Origin of the sequence: Streptomyces sp. NPDC048297 (assembly GCF_043201585.1) — a bacterium.
Taxonomy (GTDB): Bacteria; Actinomycetota; Actinomycetes; order Streptomycetales; family Streptomycetaceae; genus Streptomyces.
Window position 1 is genome coordinate 1 of the sequence record NZ_JBICZA010000037.1, and the last position, 14,034, is coordinate 14,034.

The 14,034-nt window shown below is 68.8% G+C and carries 12 protein-coding genes and 3 pseudogenes; 6 read left to right on the forward strand and 9 right to left on the reverse strand.

Annotated elements, in window-relative coordinates; all coding sequences use genetic code 11:
* Window positions 1–97, forward strand: a 97-nt coding sequence (locus tag ACGFYV_RS31220; protein ID WP_030183493.1) for a transposase, incomplete at its 5' end; no start/stop codon positions are given.
* A gap of 388 nt (window positions 98–485) precedes the next feature.
* Here ACGFYV_RS31220 and ACGFYV_RS31225 read toward each other — a convergent pair.
* The gene (locus ACGFYV_RS31225) at window positions 486–812 is read right to left on the reverse strand and encodes a hypothetical protein (RefSeq protein WP_393881875.1); all 327 of its coding nucleotides are present in this window, start codon (window positions 810–812) and stop codon (window positions 486–488) included.
* A gap of 228 nt (window positions 813–1,040) precedes the next feature.
* Here ACGFYV_RS31225 and ACGFYV_RS31230 point away from each other — a divergent pair, with 228 nt between their 5' ends.
* Window positions 1,041–1,256 carry a hypothetical protein gene (locus ACGFYV_RS31230; protein WP_393881876.1) on the forward strand — a complete coding sequence of 72 codons (216 nt, stop codon included), beginning with the start codon at window positions 1,041–1,043 and terminating at the stop codon, window positions 1,254–1,256.
* A 59-nt stretch (window positions 1,257–1,315) separates the two neighbouring features.
* Here ACGFYV_RS31230 and ACGFYV_RS31235 read toward each other — a convergent pair whose 3' ends face one another.
* The 4 genes from ACGFYV_RS31235 to ACGFYV_RS31250 form a co-directional block, all read right to left on the reverse strand.
* Window positions 1,316–2,707 carry a sensor histidine kinase gene (locus ACGFYV_RS31235; RefSeq protein WP_393881877.1) on the reverse strand — a complete coding sequence of 464 codons (1,392 nt, stop codon included), beginning with the start codon at window positions 2,705–2,707 and terminating at the stop codon, window positions 1,316–1,318.
* On the reverse strand, window positions 2,688–3,365 hold the full coding sequence (locus ACGFYV_RS31240) for a response regulator transcription factor (protein ID WP_393881878.1): 678 nt from the start codon (window positions 3,363–3,365) through the stop codon (window positions 2,688–2,690). The genes ACGFYV_RS31235 and ACGFYV_RS31240 overlap by 20 nt, the downstream gene beginning before the upstream one ends.
* Window positions 3,366–3,375: 10 nt before the next feature.
* Entirely contained in the window at window positions 3,376–4,083 is a 708-nt protein-coding gene (locus ACGFYV_RS31245) for a hypothetical protein (RefSeq protein ID WP_393881879.1), read from the reverse strand.
* A 143-nt stretch (window positions 4,084–4,226) separates the two neighbouring features.
* Window positions 4,227–6,332: an MMPL family transporter gene (locus ACGFYV_RS31250; protein WP_393881880.1), complete on the reverse strand. Its 2,106-nt coding sequence runs from the start codon at window positions 6,330–6,332 to the stop codon at window positions 4,227–4,229.
* Between the two features lie 353 nt (window positions 6,333–6,685).
* On the opposite strand from ACGFYV_RS31250, the gene ACGFYV_RS31255 reads away from it, so the two are divergent.
* Together ACGFYV_RS31255 and ACGFYV_RS31260 are read left to right on the forward strand one after the other, a co-directional pair.
* Window positions 6,686–7,819 (forward strand): ABC transporter substrate-binding protein, encoded by a 1,134-nt coding sequence (locus tag ACGFYV_RS31255; protein WP_393881881.1) that lies wholly within the window; start codon window positions 6,686–6,688, stop codon window positions 7,817–7,819.
* Window positions 7,820–8,866: 1,047 nt separating this feature from the next.
* Window positions 8,867–9,595 (forward strand): ABC transporter permease, encoded by a 729-nt coding sequence (locus ACGFYV_RS31260; protein WP_393881938.1) that lies wholly within the window; start codon window positions 8,867–8,869, stop codon window positions 9,593–9,595.
* Here ACGFYV_RS31260 and ACGFYV_RS31265 read toward each other — a convergent pair.
* Window positions 9,533–10,091: pseudogene (locus ACGFYV_RS31265) on the reverse strand (transposase); the annotation flags it as partial. The gene ACGFYV_RS31260 and the pseudogene ACGFYV_RS31265 sit on opposite strands and share 63 nt — an antisense overlap.
* A gap of 46 nt (window positions 10,092–10,137) precedes the next feature.
* On the opposite strand from ACGFYV_RS31265, the gene ACGFYV_RS31270 reads away from it, so the two are divergent.
* The gene (locus tag ACGFYV_RS31270; protein WP_393881882.1) at window positions 10,138–11,259 is read left to right on the forward strand and encodes an ABC transporter ATP-binding protein; all 1,122 of its coding nucleotides are present in this window, start codon (window positions 10,138–10,140) and stop codon (window positions 11,257–11,259) included.
* 31 nt (window positions 11,260–11,290) lie between these two features.
* The gene (locus tag ACGFYV_RS31275; protein ID WP_393881883.1) at window positions 11,291–12,034 is read left to right on the forward strand and encodes a GntR family transcriptional regulator; all 744 of its coding nucleotides are present in this window, start codon (window positions 11,291–11,293) and stop codon (window positions 12,032–12,034) included.
* Between the two features lie 289 nt (window positions 12,035–12,323).
* On the opposite strand, the pseudogene ACGFYV_RS31280 reads toward ACGFYV_RS31275, so the two are convergent.
* From ACGFYV_RS31280 to ACGFYV_RS31290, 3 genes and pseudogenes are all read right to left on the reverse strand, one after another.
* A pseudogene (locus ACGFYV_RS31280) lies at window positions 12,324–12,920 on the reverse strand (ATP-binding protein); the annotation flags it as partial.
* Window positions 12,921–12,922: 2 nt separating this feature from the next.
* A pseudogene (locus tag ACGFYV_RS31285) lies at window positions 12,923–13,363 on the reverse strand (DDE-type integrase/transposase/recombinase); the annotation flags it as partial.
* A 21-nt stretch (window positions 13,364–13,384) separates the two neighbouring features.
* Window positions 13,385–13,993 carry a TetR/AcrR family transcriptional regulator gene (locus ACGFYV_RS31290; RefSeq protein ID WP_393881884.1) on the reverse strand — a complete coding sequence of 203 codons (609 nt, stop codon included), beginning with the start codon at window positions 13,991–13,993 and terminating at the stop codon, window positions 13,385–13,387.
* Between the last annotated feature and the right edge of the window lie 41 nt (window positions 13,994–14,034).

Here is a 14,034-nt window from a genome sequence, read left to right on the forward strand (position 1 = left end):
ACACCTGTGGTCGCCCTCGTACTTCTCCGCGTCGTGCGGCGGAGCACCGTTGGCGATCGTCCGCCAGTACATCGAGCAGCAAAAACGTCCGCTCTGAATCGTACGTCAGAGCAGTCTTGAGATGCATTCATCCCCGGCGTGAACGCCGGGGCTTTCTGCAAGAGTCCCGGTAAACGGACTTGTTCCGTTGGTTGTCATGCGTTTCAAGGACGCCAACGCCCGTGCGGCAGCGTTGACCGGGGCAACGAAGCCCGTTCCCGGGATGATTACGTACCTCATCGCCGAAGACAGGTGGGAGGGACGCCAGGGCGACGGAGCAAGGCCAGCCGGAAGATCGACGACGCCCCAGCGGCACGTCTGACGCAGCTGGCTCGGTCGATCGGCCCAATCGATCAGAACGACGTGGCCACCCTTTCGCGTGACTTTCTTCAGCACCTGGTCCAGCCGCGGGGCCGCGCGGCGAGCAGTTCGATCACCTCCATTGCTCAGCGGCGCACCGTGGTCGCGGAGATGCGGTTGCCGCCCGCCATGTCGGCAAGCCGCTGGTCATGGCGGAGAACGGCGAGGACGATCGTGGCGATCTGCCCGGGCGAGAGCTTGTGCCACCGCGAGCCGATCTTCTTCAGATCGCCGCGCAGCAGGTCACCGAGGAAGGTCAGGACGGCCGTGGACAGCTGCAGGCCGGGACTGGTAGACAACCGTCTCAGTGCCCCCGGCTCGGCGTCCAGCTGTTCGGCCAACCGACGCGCGACCCGCTCGGCGACGGCAAACTCCTCCAGTTCGTCGCGGACGTCGTGAAGTTGCTGGCTCAACTTCTCTGCCTACGAAGTCAGTTCGGCCCTGCGGGCTGTGATCAGCCCACGAAGGGCCGGTTCCGCACCCCTGGCCACCTGTGCACCTCTCGCCCGGGTCGTACGGGACAGGCGCTTCGCTCACACCGGGGGACCCGTGGATCCGCGATCACCGGGGCAGACGATCTTGAATTCCGTCAACCGCCCGTGACCAGCACGAGCAGACGACCACGGACTCACACCAGCCCCGTGACCAGCGACGTGTCGAAGCCGGCGCGTGACCATCCGCGAAGGAGGAAACGTACCCTCACGTTGGGGCGGCCCATCGGTACCACCGATCCGCTCGCCCCGGTCGATCTCGGGGTAGCCCAACGGCTGACCCGCCGAGTCTCCACGGACCACCTGGAGATCGGCGAGGCAACCGCGCACCGCATCGTCGGCCAGGCCCCGGCCTGGAGTTGGTGATCAAGATTGGTGCGGGTTTTCCGGGCCTGGCGGGGGTGCCTCTACAGTTCGTGTCCGGGCTACTGGGGTGGCGTGGGGGAGGGCAGCCGAAGGGTAAAGGCGGCACCGGGACCGTCTTCGTCCCCTTTATCTCCCGGGTGGGCGGGGGCGACGGTGAGGGTGCCGTCGTGGGCGGTGGCGATGTCCCGGGCGATGGACAGGCCGAGTCCGGTTCCGGTGGACTGGCCCGGCTTGCGGGCTCGGGCGCTCTGGAGGCGGACGAAGCGGTCGAAGATCCGTTCCCTGGCCTCGGGCGGGATGCCGGGGCCGTCGTCGGCGACGGTGAGGACGGCGGTGCCGGACTTCTCGGTGGTGACGGTGACGGTGACGCAGTGGCGGGCGTGGTGGTCGGCGTTGTCCAGGAGATTGCGGATCAGCCGGGTGAGCTGGTCGCCGTCGCCGAGGAGCACCACCGGGTGCGGGGCATCGAGGCGGATGGGGATACGGGAGGGTGCGGCGTCGATCGTGGCCGTGGTGAGGGCTGTGAGGTCGAGGGGGGCGCGGCGGGTGAGGAGGGTGTCGTCGTCGGCGCGGGCCAGCAGCAGAAGCTGGTCGACCAGGCGTTGCAGCCGTGTGGTCTCCGTGACGGCGCGCTCGGCGAGTTCGGGCCAGGGCGCGCGGTCGGGGTGGGCGAGGCCGACTTCCAGGGATGTGCGGACGGCGGCGAGCGGGGTGCGCAGTTCGTGGGAGGCGTCGGCGAGGAAGCGGCGCTGGCGTGTGGCGGAGGACTCCAAGCGGGCCAACATGGAATTGAGAGTGCGGGTCAGGCGGCCGATCTCGTCGTTGCTGACAGGTTCGGGGATGCGGCGATGCAGGTCGCTCGCGGTGATCTCGGCGGCCTCCGCGCGGATGCGTTCCACGGGGCGCAGGGTGCGTCCGATCAGCAGCCAGGACAGGCCCACCGCACCAGCCAGGCCCAGGGGCAGGACGTAGAGCAGGCGGCCCTGGATGTCGCTGGTCAGCAGGGAGAGTAGTTCGGTGGAGCCGCCCGCGTAGATGACGACGGGGGTATGGCCGGAGACGTAGCGCTGGGCGATGACGCGCTCGTCGGACTGCTCGGCGGCCGCAGTGCGCTGCGGGGTTGTGCTGTTTACGGGCACGGTGTAGCGGGCCTGCTGGCCGGCGACGTTCGCGGTGGCGGCGACGACGCTGCCGGACGTGTCGACCACCTGGGCCCAGGCTCCCAGCCCGCCGGGCGCGGGGGGCAGCGGACGGGGCCAGGTTCCGTCGCTGCCGGAGCGGGCGACGCTGTCGGCGTAGGCGCCAAGTGTGGTGGTGACATTGCTGCGCACCGCGCGTACGACGCTGAAGACCAGCACGGCGGTGGCCAGGGCGACGGTGACGGTGATCGCGAGGGTGGCCAGCGCGGTCAGTCTCAGGCGCAGGGAGCGGCTAGGGGCGATGCGGGTCAATGCGGTACCCCGATCCTCGGACCGTCTCGACGAGGCGGTGGGTGAAGGGCTGGTCGATCTTGCGGCGCAGGTTGTGGATACGGACCTCGACGACGGCGGGGTCGGTCTGCGCAGCCATGTCCCAGCAGTGGTGGAGCAGTTCGCTCTTGGGCACGGCGCGCCCGCTCGCGCGCAGCAGGTATTCCAGGACAGACAGTTCGCCTGGCGTCAGGGCGATGGTCTGCCCGGCCCGGTACACGGTGCGGGTGGCCGGGTCCAGGGTCAGGTCCGCGGCGGTGAGCAGGGCGGGGCGTGGGGTGGCGGCGCGGCGTAGCAAGGAGCGGATGTGGGCGAGCAGGACCGGGTAGGCGAAGGGCTTGGTGAGATAGTCGTCGGCACCCAGATCGAGGCCTTCGGCCTGGTCGAGGTCGGTGTCCATGGCGGTGAGCATGAGGATCGGCGTCCAGTTGCCCGCGTCGCGCAGGCGGGAGCAGATCTGGTAACCGTCCAGGCCGGGGAGCATGACGTCGAGGATGATCAGGTCGAACTCGCCCTCGGTGGCCTGCCACAGGCCTTCGTTGCCGTCGGCGGCGAGTTCGACGGCATAGCCCTCGGCGCGCAGTCCCCAGGTCAGGGAGGCGCCGAGGGTGTCGTCGTCTTCGATCACCAGGATGCGCATCGTTCAAGCCTTAGGTGGCGGCCAGGGTGTGGGTGGCGGGGATGATGAGTTTCAGGGCGAGACCGCTCGGCCCTGGGCGGGCCGAGGACAGCTGTGCCCTGGCGGGTAGTGCTTTCAGATAGACGGTACGGGGTGTGAGGCCGACAGCCAGGCTGTTTGCGCCGAGTGTGTGGGCCACGGCGCTGACGGGCAGGGCCCGGCCCAGGACAGACACGGTGGTCGGGATGAGGGTGATGCTGTGGGCGGTGGTGGTGATGCGCGCAGCCACGGTCACCGGCAGGCCGAGTGTGCCCGCGCTCTGGGTGAGGGTCACCTCGTCGCCGTCCGTAGCAATGCTCGCGTGGGCGGCCTGGGTGCCCAGGTGCCCCATCAGCGCGGTGTAGGGGATGGTGGCGGTGGCGGTGCCGCCGGTGGTAGAGCCGTGGGTAGTGACGTCGTGCAGGGTGGCGGTGATGTTCTCCAGGTCCAGAGTGCCGCGATGGACGCCGTCGGCGGTGATGCGGACGGTGCCGAAGGTGCCGGTGAGCGTGTTAAGGCCGGCCAGGGCGTCGGTGAGCTGGACGGTGACCGCCCCGCTGGGGTGGAGCCTTTGGTGCACGGCGTGCGTGATGTGCTGCCGCGCGGTGTGGACGACGAGCTGGTCAGTGATGCAGGTGCCGGCCGCGCCGACCGCTGCGAGAGCGGCGGCGATGATCACTGGGATGCGATGCAGTTTCATTTGTCACGGCTCCGAATTCGGACGTTGGAAGGCCACAAGGCCCCACCCCCGGACCGGCGCTGTGTCGCTTCGGTCCGGGGGCCCTTTGCGCGGGACTGGGGCCGACGGGATGAGTGCAGGTGCGGGTGGGGGGCATCGAGGCGTCAGGTGCGCTGCCGGGGCAGCGCGCCCGCCGGGGTCAGGAGACCGTCGTCGTGGCCGCTTTCCCCCGGGTCCCGGTGCTCGGCGACGGCCGCCGGCTTGGTCCGCAGGACCTTCGCGGCCCAGGCGGGCAGGTACCAGTTGGCCCTGCCGAACAGGACCACCAGGGCGGGGGTGAGCAGGGTGCGCACCACGACGGCGTCGATGAGGACGCCCGCGGCCATGCCGGTGGCCATCATCTTGATGGTCACGTCGGGGGCGGAGGACAGCGACAGCAGGGCCAGGAACAGGATCAGGGCGGCGGAGGTGACCAGCCGTCCGGTGCGGGAGATGCCTTCGACCACGGCGGAGTTGGTGTCGCCTGTGCGGTCGAACGCTTCACGGACCCGGGCCAGGATGAACACCTCGTAGTCCATCGAGACACCGAAGAGGAAGCCGAACAGCAGCATCGGCACCAGCGGGCTGATCGACCCGGTCGCGGGGATCCCCCACAGGCTGTTGGAGCCGTAGCCGAGCTGCCAGATCAGCACCAGCACGCCGTAGGCGGCGCCGACGGAGACGATGTTGAGTGCGACAGCCTTGGCGGGAAGCAGCAGCGAGCGCATACCGCGAGCCAGCAGCAAGAAGGTGACCAGAGCGACGATGGCCAGCAGCAATGGCAGCCAGTGGATCAAGATGTGCGTGATGTCGGTGTTCTGGACGTCCTCACCGCCGATGAGAGCGTTGTGCGGGGCGGCGGCACGCAGGTCCGCCACGATGGTCCCGGCGTGGGAGGTGCCGACCTCAGTCCTGGGCAGCCCCACGATCACCGAGCTGCCCGTGTGGCGCCAGGCGGGGGTGTCGGCGACCAGGACGCCGTGTACAGAGGGCACGGCGCGCAACGTCGCGGCCGTGGCGGAGGGGTCGGTCCCGGCAGGCAGTTCGATGGGAACCGAGGTGAGCACCCCGGCGGGGAAGCCGTCGTGCTGCAAGGAGACCAGTGCCTCCTCGGCGGGGCTGGCGGACGAGAGTGAAGTGACGGCGGGCTGGTTCATGTTGATGGTCGCCCCGAACGCGCACAGCACGCCCAGGATCGTGGCTCCCACGGCGGCGGCGATCTTGGGCCGCCTCACGATCGCCTGCGCCGTGCTCGTCCACATCGTGCCCGGGCCGGTGTTCCGGCGCTTGCGCAGCCGGATCCGGTCCATGCGCGGCCCGACGCTGGACAGCAGCAGCGGGACGACGGTCAGCGAGACCAAGGCCGCGATGGAGGGGATGAACAGGCCGGACACGCCCACACCCTGGAGGAACGACACCGGCACCACCATCAGGGCGAACAGCCCCAGGGAAGCGATCAGGGCACTGAAGGCTACGGAGTGGCCGGCCTTGTGCAGCGATCGGATCACCGCCTTCTTGTTATCCGCGCCCGCGTCGCGTTCCTCACGCCACCGGTTGACCAGCAGCAGCGCGTAGTCGATTGACAGACCGAGCCCCAGCAGGGCGACGATGAACTGCACGGAGGGGTTGATCGCGATGCTGGTGGCGTAGGTCAGGCCCCAGACGGCCAGCTGCATGGTCAGCACCGAGATGATGGCCGAGATCAGCGGCAGTACGGCCAGCGCGGAGCCGAAGACCCAGGCCAGAACGATGAGCGCGAGCCCGATGCCTACCAGGATCTCGCTGAGCACGCTGCCGCCGGACGCACCTCCGCCCGAGCTGAGCTGCTCGACACCCGTCACCTGCACGTGCGCCCCGGGAACGGTGTGGGTGATCGCCGCGCGCATGGCGTCGGTGACCTGCTGCGGCACCGGGTCACCCATACGGGGCGGATACACCATCACCAGGGTGGAGGTCTTGCCGGTGCCGACCAGGGAGCGGTCGCCTGTGTTGGCGTAGGACAGGGAGCGCACCTGCGGCACCTTGTCGGCGATCTTGTCCGCGGCCGCAAGACCCGCCTTCACCGTCGGGCTGTCCACGGTGGTGCCCTTGGGCAGGCCGACCACCAGCACGCTGGGCCGGGCGGCGACCCCGCCGTACTCCTTCTGTAGAGCCTGGTTCGCGGTGTAGCTCGCGGCACTGATCGTGGTGCCGCTCTTGAGGCGACCCGACACCTGCGGCGCTATGAACACCCCAACGACCGTGACTGCGACCCAGGCCACGGCTACCCAGATCCGGTGCCGCATCACGAATGCGGCGAAGCGTTGCATGACTGCATTACCTCCAACAGTGGCGGGCCCGTCGTCGCGGACCCCTCATGCCTGCCGAAGGTAGGGAGCCGAACCTTTCGATTCGCTTAACCGGCCACCCTCGCGCAAGCGCCTCGTTTCGGGCAGGTTGGTGGCCGGTGACTCTCAGGTTTCCACCCCCTTGACACCCGCGGGTCGCCAGTGCAAGGTCTGCTGCCATAGCAAACAGCCCACAGGTAAAATCCGAATAGGTGCATTATGCTATAGCATATTGCCTACGGAGAGAGGTTGTCGTCATGCGTCCCAAGTCCTCCCATTCCGCTGTCCTGGCCCTTGCTGTACTGGTGGCGGGTGCAGCTCTCGCGGGCTGCTCGGCCAGCGGCTCCAGCGGCTCGACCACGCCAGCGGCTTCGTCGTCGCCTGCGGCCTCCCCGGCGGCGGTCACCGATCTGGTGAGCCGGTCCCACAAGGAGTCCGGGCTGATCGTGTACGGCAACACCCCGGCATCGGTGATGAAGCCGCTGCTGGACGCCTTCACCAAGGCGCATCCGTGGATCAAGCCCGCCTACTCGCAACTGTCGGACAACCAGGTCTTCAGCAAGTACCAGTCCGAGCACGCCCAGAGCGCCCGCACCGCCGACCTGCTGATCTCCGACTCGATCCCGCAGGTGCTGCAGGGCGAGAGCAACGGCCTGTTCGCCTCGGTCACCCCCCAGGGGCTGGAGAAGTTCCCGAAGTTCACCAACCAGGGCCACGGCGTCTATGTCATGTCTCCCGACCCGGTGCTGGTGACGTGGAACACCAAGCTGGTCCAGGGAGCGAAGGTCCCCACCAGCTATGCCGGCCTGGCCGCGAACGTGAAGGCCGACCCGGCGCACAACTCGCTGGTCAGCTACTCGCCCGACAACCCGCTGGGCTACGAGGCGGTCTACGGGCTCATCCACATCCTGGGCGCCGACACCGTCTACAGCCAGCTCGACGCCTTCGGCCCGCACACCAAGACCTTCGACGAGGGCCTGGACGGTCTGCAGTACCTGGTCCAGGGCGGTGCCTCCACCGGCTGGCTGTCCAGCGGCATCGCCCAGGCCGTCGTCCCCCAGTACAAGGGCCTTTTGAAGTACGGGTACATGAGCGACGCCACCCCGCTGACCCCGCGCCTGATCAGCCAGACCTCCGGGGCCGCCTCGCCCGCCTCCGCGCAGCTTTTCCTCGACTTCGTCTTCAGCGAGCAGGGCCAGCAGGTCATGTGCGCATCCGGGATGGAGGCCTCCATGAACGGCTTCAAGCCCGCCACCGGCTGCACCGCCGACCTCACGGATCTGGCCAAGCATGTGCCGGCCGCGAAGACTTACCTGGTGCCGGTCTCGCAGGGCGTCGTCGATCAGCAGAAGACGATCACCGGCCGCTGGAACAAGGCCCTGGGCCGCTGACCCGCCATGACTCTTGACGCCCTCCCGTCACCGGCCGCCACAGGGCAACCCGCGGGCCGGTCCATGGAACCATCTGCGCGGCGGCGCCTCGGCGCCGCTCCCGGCCAGTACCTGGTCTGGGGTCTGGTTGCCGTCCTCGCCCTGGCACCACTGGTGCCGCTGGTGTACACGTCGCTGCTGTCCAAGCCCTACTACCTGCCCGGTGGCGTCTTCAGCACCGACGCCTACCGGCAGCTGTTCACCGACCCCGCCTTCCGTACCGCGGCCGTCAACACGCTGGTCTTCGCCGCCTCGTCCACCGCCGCCGCGCTCGTTTTGGGCGCTGCCTTCGCGGTCCTGGTCACCCGTACCGACCTGCCCGGCCGGCGTCTGCTCGGACCGGTTTTGCTGGCCCCGCTACTCATCCCGCCGCTCGGCCTGATCGTGGGCTGGGAGTCGCTGTACGGGCCCTCGGGGTATCTCACCCAGCTGTGGCACAAGAACCTGCACCTGCCCGTCTGGAATCTCACCTCGCTTCCCGGCATGTCGGCGCTGGGCGCCGTGGTCACCTTGCCCATCGCCTATTTGACGTGCAAAGCGGTACTGGAGGGCGCGGACGGAACCCTGGAGGACGCGGTGCGCGCCTCGGGCGGCGGCACGCTGCTGGTGCTGCGCACGGTGACCGTGCCGATGCTGCGCACCGCGCTGCTCGACAGCGGCCTGCTGATCTTCACGCTCAGCCTGGAGATCCTCGGTATCCCGCTGTTCCTCGGCCGGCCGGCGAACATTCAGTTCATCGCCAGCTACCTGTATGACTCCTGGTCCAACAGCCCTGTCCCGGACCCGCCAGTTGTCTCCGCCGGCGCAGTGCTGCTCCTGGTGGTGGCCTCCGGCATTCTGCTGCTGCGCGGACGGCTGCTGCGCCACTCTGCCCGCTACACCGCCGGCGCCCGGGCCACCCCGCCCGCACGCCCGATCGCGCTGGGCCGCTGGCGGAAGCCGCTCGCCGCCGTAGCGGCCGCATTCGTCGGGTTCACCTCGGTGATCCCGCTGCTGGGTCTGGCGCTGATGTCGGCGGTCACGTCCCTGACCACGCTGGTGGCGCCCTGGCATCTGTGGACCGGCGACAACTGGCGGCAGATCTTCACCGACCCCACGCTGCACCGCGCCATCACCGACAGCCTGATCGTGGCCGCGGTCGGCAGCCTGGCCACCGTCGCCCTGGTCGCCCTGGCCACCGTGATCGCGCACGCCTCCGGGTTCCGGCTGCGCCGCACCCTGCCGGCTTTGCTGGTCTACCCGCGGGCCACGCCCGGCATCGTCTTCGGCGTCGGCTTCTTCTGGCTCTTCCTCATCGTCAACTGGCCCGGGGCCATGCTCCGCACCAGCCTGTGGGGCGAGCTGATCGCCCTGTGCGTGCGCAACATGACCCTCTGCTACATCATCCTCGCCCCGGCTCTGGCCCGGCTCAGCCCCGAGCTGGCCAGGGCGTCGGCGGCCTCGGGCGCCGGCTGGTGGACCACCACCCGCCGCATCACCCTGCCCCTGCTGCGCCCGGCGCTGATCAGCAGCCTGGTACTGATGTTCGTGACCTTGATCAGCGACTACGACCCGGTGGTGTTCCTGACCAAACCCGGCACCGAGCTGATGGGCACCACCATGCTCCAGACCTGGTCCAAAGGGCTTCCCGGTCCGGTCGCGGCCCTCGCTGTGGTCCAGGTCCTCCTAGTCGCACTCGCCCTCGGCCTGGGCCGGCCCCTGCTCAAGGGGCCGTCTCATTTGGCGAGTCGGCAGTAGTCGATGAGGGTGCAGGCGCTGCTGGTGAAGGCCGGGAAGTGTTCGGCTTTGCGTTTGTAGCGGCGGTGCAGCCGGCGAGCCAGGCCATGGTGCGTTCGATCCTTTCTTGCCCCGGTCTACAGGATTCGGACCTGTCAGCTCCCCCCTCTCAAGGCCCGCATGCCACCGAGTCGATCGCGCATCGGGACCAGTCCAGCTCGCCGTGTGCACCCAGTTCGTCCAGGACCAGGCGGTGGAGCTTGGCCCAGACCCGGGCCCTGCTCCACTCGCTGAGCCGCCGGTGGGCCGTCGGCCCCGGGGGCCCGAACGAAGGAGGCGACTGCCGCCGTGTGCAGCACGACGTGGCCACGAAGATGATCGCTGTCAGAACCTCGCGGTCTCCGTACCGCCGTCGGCCACCGTCCTGCGGTCGCGAGGGAGCGGGCGGCACCACCCGCTCGAACAGTTCCCACAACTCATCCGGCACCAGACGCTCAACAGATCCCCACGGTTCCAGACTATCGAACACGCCAAATGAGACGACGTCCAAGAAAGCCACCGCCATGCCTGAGATCACCATCACCCGGCTCACCCAGGTCTTCGGGGCCACCAAGGTCCTTGACCAGGTCGGCTTCACTGTCCCCGACGGCCGTTTCGTGACCCTGCTCGGCCCCAGTGGCTGCGGCAAGACCACCACCCTGATGTCGATAGCCGGATTCCACACGCCGAACGGCGGCACCATCACCCACGGCGAGCGGATCCTGTTCGACGCAGGCAAAGCCAACCTGCCCGCCGAACGGCGCGACCTCGGCGTCGTCTTCCAGTCCTACGCACTGTGGCCGCACCTGAGCGTCGCCGAGAACGTCGCCTTCCCGCTCAAGATCCGCAAAGCAGGCAGGCTGGAAATCAGGCAGCGCGTCGCCGACATCCTCGAACTGGTCGAACTCGGCTCCCGCGCCAATGCCTACCCCCACCAACTGTCCGGCGGGCAGCAGCAGCGGGTCGCCCTGGCCCGCGCCCTCGCCCACGATCCCAGCGCCCTGCTGCTGGACGAGCCGTTCTCCAACCTCGACGCCAAACTCCGCGACCGCGCCCGCGAATGGCTCGGCGAACTCCAGCGCGACCTCGGCATCACCACTGTCTTCGTCACCCACGACCAGACCGAGGCCCTCGCCATGAGCGACTACATCCTGGTCATGAACCAGGGCCGCATCGTCCGCGCAGGCACCCCCGAAGACGTCTACCATCACCCCGGCAACCGCTTTGTCGCCGAATTCCTGGGCCGCTGCAACTTCCTTACCGGCACCGCCCGTTACCTCGACGGCCACCACTGGCTCCTCGAAGCTCCCCACCTGCCCGGCGGCCTGCCATTCCGTAGCCCCACCCCGCCGCCCGGAGGCGTCACCCTCGCCGTGCGCCCCGAAGCCGTCCTCCTCGATGCCCCCGTCGCCCCCGGCGCTCCCTCCTGGCAGGCCGAGATCACCAGTGCCACGTTCCTCGGCGACCACTACCTCTACACCCTTCGCATCGGCCCCCACGAGCTGCAGGCCTTGCACCGCCGGCGCCTGCACGAGGCCATCGTCCAGGTCACCCTCGTGCCCGACAGCGCCACACTCGTCACCGACGAACCCGACCCGCTGCCCGCCAACGACCCGGTATCTTCGGCCCTCCGCGCATCCGTTTGACAATGTGCTGTAGCAGATATCGAATACGTCCATGTCGCTTCCCGTACTCAGTTCGCAGTCCCTGTCCGACCAGGCCTACCAGGCCCTTCGGGCGGCGATCGTCCAAGGTGACCTGCCCTGGGGCGAGAAGATCACGGAGCGTGGGCTTGCCGATCGCCTCGGCGTCAGCCCTACCCCCGTCCGCGAAGCCCTGCGCCGACTGGAGCAGGAGCAGCTGGTGGAGCGCACCGGCCCGCGCTCGCTGCGCGTGGCCAGCGTCTCACCCCTTGCCCGCAGTGAGGGCGGCGCCATCGAGGCCGCCTTGGAAGGAGTCGCCGCCCGCTTCGCCGCCCAGAAGGCAACCGATGAACAACTGCAGCGCATGCAGCGGCTCCTCGACGCCGCAGACAGGGCCGCCCGGGTGCTGCGCGCCGACCACGACGCCGGACGCGAGCCGTCCGCCGAGCACACCGAGCGTATCTTCAACGCCGTGCGCGACTTCCACCGCGAGGTCGAGGCCGCCGCCAGCAACGCCCAGCTCACCCGGGCCCTGGACCAGTTTCGCGCCTTCAGCCGCTCCCAGCGGCTGAGTATCGCCACCGCCCAGATCTCCGCCGGCCGCACCGCAGGGCAGGAACAGCGCTACCACCAGCACCACAAATTGCTCGACGCCCTGCGCGCCCGTGACGCAGAGCGCGCCGAACAGATCGCACGAGCCCACGCCCAAGCCTCAGTCGGCGATCTTATCGACTTCGACCACACCTACGACGCTGCGGCGGGTACTCGGGCGCGCTGAGTCGGCCAGTAGTGGTTCTGTCCCAACTTCTGTGGAGCGGTGGCGCTCAGTTTTGGCGAACGACTCTCTGCCATCACGACCGACGGCGCTGCCAGTGGGAAGATTGATGATTCCGGTCATGGCAGATCGCACTCCGGTCCTCTGGATCGTCACCTCCGCGGCGCGGGAGTCCTGAAGTGTCAACGGCCAGTTCGTTCTCCCCGTAGGCGGCCAGGAGTTCGCCCCGCTGGCGACCATCGAGATGTCCCCGGTGGCGGCCAGATAATTCCCCGCCCTCGGGTCGGTCGGGTCAGCTGAAGGGCTTCACTCCCTGTCCGCTGGTGGCCTGGGTGAGCCGGTAACTGTCACCCTGGGTGACGACGATGTGAGCGTGGTGCATAAGCCGGTCGACCGTCGCGGTGGCCGGGGTCTTGGGCATGATCTCGTCGAATCCGGCGGGGTGGAGGTTGCTGCTGACGGCGATCGAGCGTCGTTCGTAGGCGGCGTCGACCAGGCGGTAGAAGCCTTCGGCGGCGTCCGGTGAGACCGGTAGCAGTCCGATGTCGTCGATGATGATCAGGTCCGAGCGGATGATCTTCGCGAGGGCTCGGGCGATGGAGTCGTCGGCGCGGTGCCGGCGGACCAGGGCTCCGAGGTCCTCGATGGTGAACCAGGCAACGGTCAGTCCGGCCTCGACCGCGGTCTGGCCGAGGGCTTCGGTGAAGTGGCTCTTGCCTGTGCCCGAGGGCCCGCAGATGCAGAAGTTCTCCCGGCGGCCGATCCATTCCAGGGACTTGAGGGCGTCCTGGGTGGGGCGGGGGATGGCGGACTTGGTCTCGTCCCAGTCGCCGAAGGTCTTGCCGGTGGGGAAGTCGGCCCGCTTGCGGCGGGTGTGGAGGTTGGCCCGTGGGTCACGCCTGCACGGCGGCAGGCGTCGGCGAAGGCCCGGCTGCAGTACTGGGCCCCGTGATCGGTGTGCATCACGGCGCCGGCGAGGCTGCCGCGGGTTTGCCCGGCCGCTTTGAGGGCGTCGACGACGAGGTCGGCGCGCATGTGGTCAGCGATCGCCCAGCCCGCCAGGCGCCGTGAGCAGAGATCGATCACGGTCGCGAGATACCGGAACTTCCCGCCGGCCGGCGGCAGATACGTGATGTCGCCGACGTACTTCGTGTTCACCTCGTCCGCGGTGAAGTTACGGCCGATCGGGTCCGGGACCTTGGCCGCGGCGGGGTCCGGGATTGTGGTGCGATGCTTCCTGCGCAGGCGGAGACCGGCCAGCCCGATCGTCCTCATGACCCGGGCGGCCCGCTTGTGGTTCACGCGACCTGGGGCAATGTCGGCCGTGAACCGGTGCTCTGTAGCCGGATCAGCTCAGGGGCTGTTGAGGGCGGCGAAGGCGTCCTCGATGAAGTCGGTGAGCTGACCGATCGTGCGAATGGTGTCGCTCTGGTCGGCATGGACGGCGACCAGGGCGCGTAGGGCGGCGACGCCTGCCCTGGCCTTGACCGCCGCCTGGAGCCGGACTGTCCCGGGATCTGCATCGGGTGCGCTCGCCGCGAGGCGTCGCTCCAAGGCGTCCGTGACAGCCGCCTCCAGGTCCGAGAGGAGGAAGCGGTCCGTGCGGGAGTCGGGGTCGAAGCGTCGGGGCGGGCCGGTGATGAAGATGGCGGGCGGGACGTCGTGCTGGTCGGCGAGGGTGAGTACCGCGTTGCGCATCGCAGTGTAGGGCGGTTCGTCGGCCGGACGGTCGAGGAGTAGCTGCGCGAGGCGAGGGATGAGCTCGCGGACCTGGCCGGAGACGAGGGATTCCTTGGTGGGGAAGTAGCGGAACAGGGTTCGCTCGCCGACGCCGGCGGCCCGGGCGACGTCACGGATGGTGGTGTTGGCGAAGCCGTGCTCGTCGAAGAGGTGGGCGGCGGCGTCTTCGATGGCCTTGCGGGTCTTCTGCTTGTTCTGTTCGCGACGTCCGGGAATGTTCATGCCCGTGATCATCCTTCCTGCGTACTCGATCCCAAAGTGGC